This is a genomic window from Acidisoma sp. (assembly GCF_035492295.1).
Taxonomy (GTDB): domain Bacteria; phylum Pseudomonadota; class Alphaproteobacteria; order Acetobacterales; family Acetobacteraceae; genus Acidisoma.
This window is the reverse complement of record NZ_DATJJK010000293.1, coordinates 1-3,430: the sequence shown is the minus strand read 5'-3', so window position 1 is coordinate 3,430 and position 3,430 is coordinate 1. Positions and strand designations below refer to the sequence as shown.

At 66.4% G+C, this 3,430-nt stretch carries 5 protein-coding genes and 1 pseudogene; all 6 read right to left on the bottom strand.

What is annotated here, in order from left to right; translation table 11 throughout:
- Nucleotides 1-611, bottom strand: a pseudogene (gene fliI / locus VL752_RS21970) (flagellum-specific ATP synthase FliI); the annotation flags it as partial.
- A complete protein-coding gene (locus tag VL752_RS21965; protein ID WP_325358764.1) occupies nt 608-1,249 on the bottom strand; it encodes a FliH/SctL family protein in 642 nt (213 codons plus the stop codon). The gene VL752_RS21965 and the pseudogene fliI, both read right to left, overlap by 4 nt.
- Nucleotides 1,246-1,515 carry a hypothetical protein gene (locus tag VL752_RS21960; protein ID WP_325358762.1) on the bottom strand — a complete coding sequence of 90 codons (270 nt, stop codon included), beginning with the start codon at nt 1,513-1,515 and terminating at the stop codon, nt 1,246-1,248. The genes VL752_RS21965 and VL752_RS21960 overlap by 4 nt, the downstream gene beginning before the upstream one ends.
- Before the next feature lie 121 nt (nt 1,516-1,636).
- Nucleotides 1,637-2,455, bottom strand: a complete 819-nt coding sequence (locus VL752_RS21955) for a flagellar motor protein MotB (protein WP_325358760.1) — start codon at nt 2,453-2,455, stop codon at nt 1,637-1,639.
- 3 nt (nt 2,456-2,458) lie between these two features.
- Entirely contained in the window at nt 2,459-3,265 is an 807-nt protein-coding gene (locus tag VL752_RS21950) for a motility protein A (protein ID WP_325358758.1), read from the bottom strand.
- Complete coding sequence (locus tag VL752_RS21945; protein ID WP_325358765.1) at nt 3,265-3,417, bottom strand: sigma factor-like helix-turn-helix DNA-binding protein; 153 nt, start codon at nt 3,415-3,417, stop codon at nt 3,265-3,267. The genes VL752_RS21950 and VL752_RS21945 overlap by 1 nt, the downstream gene beginning before the upstream one ends.
- Between the last annotated feature and the right edge of the window lie 13 nt (nt 3,418-3,430).

Genomic DNA, 3,430 nt, shown 5'->3' with positions numbered 1-3,430 from the left:
TCGCGGCCGCGCTCGCCGATCATGCCGACCACCACGACATCCGCCTCGGCATAACGCGCCATCATGCCGAGCAGCGTGGTCTTGCCCACGCCGGACCCCGCGAACAGGCCGATGCGCATGCCGCGCCCCATGGTCGCCAGTGCGTTGATGGCGCTGACGCCGACATCGAAGGGCTTCTCGATGCGCTCGCGCTCCATCGGATTCACCGGCACGCCCATCAGCGGCCACGGGTCGGTCACTTCCGGCGGCTTCCTGCCATCCAGCGCCGCGCCGCGCCCGTCGATCACGCGCCCGAGATGGCCCGGCCCCATCAGCGGCGTCGGCGCCCGGCTCTCGACATGCACGCGCGCGCCGCGCACCACGCCGCGCTTGCCCTGCTCGGGCATGATCAAAAGCGTGCCCGCATCGAAGCCGACCACTTCGGCCGGGAGCGGCATGCCCTCTTCGGTATCGATCAGGCAGCGCGAGCCGATCGGCGCGCGAATGCCGCTGGCGTGCAGCACATCGCCCTGGGACCGCACCACCCGTCCGTAGCGCAGGATGGTGTCCCCTGCCATCGCCAACCGCGCCCGCTCGGCGGCGAGCGCGCGGATCGCCTCGAGCGCGATCATGCCGCCGCCTCGTCGCGCAGTCCCAGAGCGGCGCGCACGGCGGCGATGCGTGCCTCAATGCGGGCATCCCATTCGATGCGGTTGAGCGGGTCGCCTTCGGGCGCACTCAGCTCCACCATCGCGCCGCCGCGGCTGACCGCGGCGTCGGAAATCAGTTTGCCATCCTCGAGCACCAGAAGCGGCGCCAACACCGCGTGGTCGGCGGGGTGGAGGCGCACGACGATGCGCTGTTGCGCCGTGCGTTCCGAGGCGGCCTCTTGCAGCAGCTGCGTCACCAGCGCGCGCAAGCCCTCGGCATTGGTCGTCACCTCGACGCCGACGATGTGCCGCGCCAGCTGGAAGGCCAGATCCGTTACCAGGCCCGCCAGATCATGCTCGCGCTGGCGCAGCGGCGCGCTGAGCTGGCTCCAGGCCGTCTCCAACGCCTTGATCGCAGGCGCGGCCTGAGACGCGGTCTGCGCCTGCGCCGCCGCATGGCCCGCCTGCTCGCCGGCTGCCCGCCCCTCGGCTTCCGCCGCCACGCGCAGCCGTGCCATCTCTTCGTTCACCCGGCGTTCGACCGTCTCCGCGAACACGTCGACTTCCGGCTCGGCCGGGACCGCGTTCTGGGCCTGACGGCGGGTGATCACGTAGCTCATGGCTCTTCCGCGGTGCCTTCGGCGCTGGGCCGCTGCCTCACCATGGCGAAAGCGAGCTTGACCAGCGGTTCGCCCACGGCGAGCGCCGCGCGCATCAGCACGCCGACCGTCACCGCACTCAACGCCCACAACAGCAACGTCACCAGCGTCAACGACCCCGGCTGATTCAGCCCCGCCCAGAACAGCGCAGCCGCAACGACCAAAAGCCTGGGCTTATACAGGCCGCTGCCCTGGTTTGCCTTGCGAGGGGGTTTGCGTTTTGCCACGGGTTCGGTTCCGTCAGGTTAAAGCGATAATGCCGGCAAGCGAAGCGCGCGATGCCGCGACCGCAGGGCGGCGGCACGCGAAACGAAGGGGAGAGGATGAGTGATCCATGATCGTCACGCTCTATTTTCCACCCGAGGCGTCATTCGCTGTATCACTCGGCGCGGGGGCGCGGATCACCACGACCACGCGGCGGTTCTGCGCGCGGCCGTCGGCCGTGGCGTTGCTGGCGGACGGGGCGAACTCGCCAAAGCCCTGCGCCGAAAGCCGCGTGCCGTCGATCCCCTGCGCCACGAACAACGTAACCACGCTGACCGCGCGCTCGACCGAAAGCGACCAGTTCGAAGGAAATTGCGGCGTGGCGATCGGCTGGTTGTCGGTGTAGCCCTGAATGACCATGCTGAACTGGTCCGGCAGGTCTTTCAGCTTGCCCGCAATGTTGGTGAGCAAAATCTTCGCCGGCGGAGACAACGTGGCCTGGCCGCTGTTATACAATGTCGAAGCGCTGAAGCTGATGGTCAGTGTTAGAGGCTGCGCCGACATCGTCACCTGCTTCTGCCCGATCAGCGGCTGCAGCACGCTTTGCAGACGCAGCTGCATCGCCTGCAACTGCGCCATTTCCTGCTGCAGCTGACGTGAGATTTGCTGCGGCACATGCGGCGGCGGCCGCGGCGCGGGATGTTCGACCGGCTTGGGGATCGGCGACGGCTGGTGCTGCAATACGCCGCTGTTGCCCGAATGCGACTGGATCGTGATCGGCGTGCCATGGAAGGCATGGATGATGCTTTGCTCTTCCTCCTGAATCTTCACCTTGTTCTGCGTCGAGGACGCATACAACACGACAAACAGCGCCAACAGCAGTGTCATCAGGTCGGCATAGCTAACCAGCCAGCGTTCGTGATTTGCCTTCTTCTTCACCTTCATGTTGGGCCGCATGTCCATGGATCAGACCGCCTCCGCCAGCGCGTCGCTTTCCGCCGCGTCGGTTTGGACCTCGTCAGGTTTCTTTCTGTTATCCTTCGCGAGCAGGTTCTGCATGGTCTGGCGGATAAGGATGCCCGACTTGCCCTGCTTCAGCAGCATCAGCCCCTGGATGATCAGGTGCCGTTCGCGCTCGCGCGCCTCGGCCAGGATGCCGAGCCGCGCGCCGAGCGGCAAGGCGATGAGATTGGCACTGCCCACGCCATAGACCGTGGCCACGAACGCGGTGGCGATGCCCACGCCGAGCTCGGCCGGATGGTCGAGCTCCATCATCACGTGAATCAGGCCGAGCACCGCGCCCATCACGCCGATGGTCGGCAGATAACCGCCCGCGGCTTCCCAGACTTCGGACGCGACGGTGTCTTCGCGCGCGGCATTCGCGGCCATCGCTTCGAGCGTCGGCAACATGTCCTCTTCGGCGGTGTTGTCGATGATCATTTGCAGCCCCTGCTTCTGGAACGGGTCTTCGACCGTCTCCAGCTCGCTCTCCAGCGCCAGCGCGCCCTGCGAGCGGGCGAGATTCGACCAGGCCGCCACCTGCTCGATGAAGGCGTGCATATCCACCGCCGGCGGCTTGACCAGCCACTTGAAGCGGGCGCCGGCGGTCAGCACCCCTTTGACGCCGAATTGCGTCGTCACCGCCGCGCCGGTGCCGCCAAACACGATCAGCACCGCCGTGACGCTGAACAGCGACGAGATCGGGTCGCCGTCGGTCACAGCCGCCAGAATGACCATCGCCAACGCGGCGACGATGCCTAGGATCGCTGACATTATAAAGGTTCTCCGTTCAATTGGTCCGCCATGTACGCGGCCAGAATCTGCAGTGCACGCTTGCGGATTCGCGAAGCGTAGCCTTCACTGATATCGAGGATGGCGGCGACCTCGCGATTGTTCATCTCGTTGTAGTAATGCAGGGCAAGCACCCGGTATTCGAGC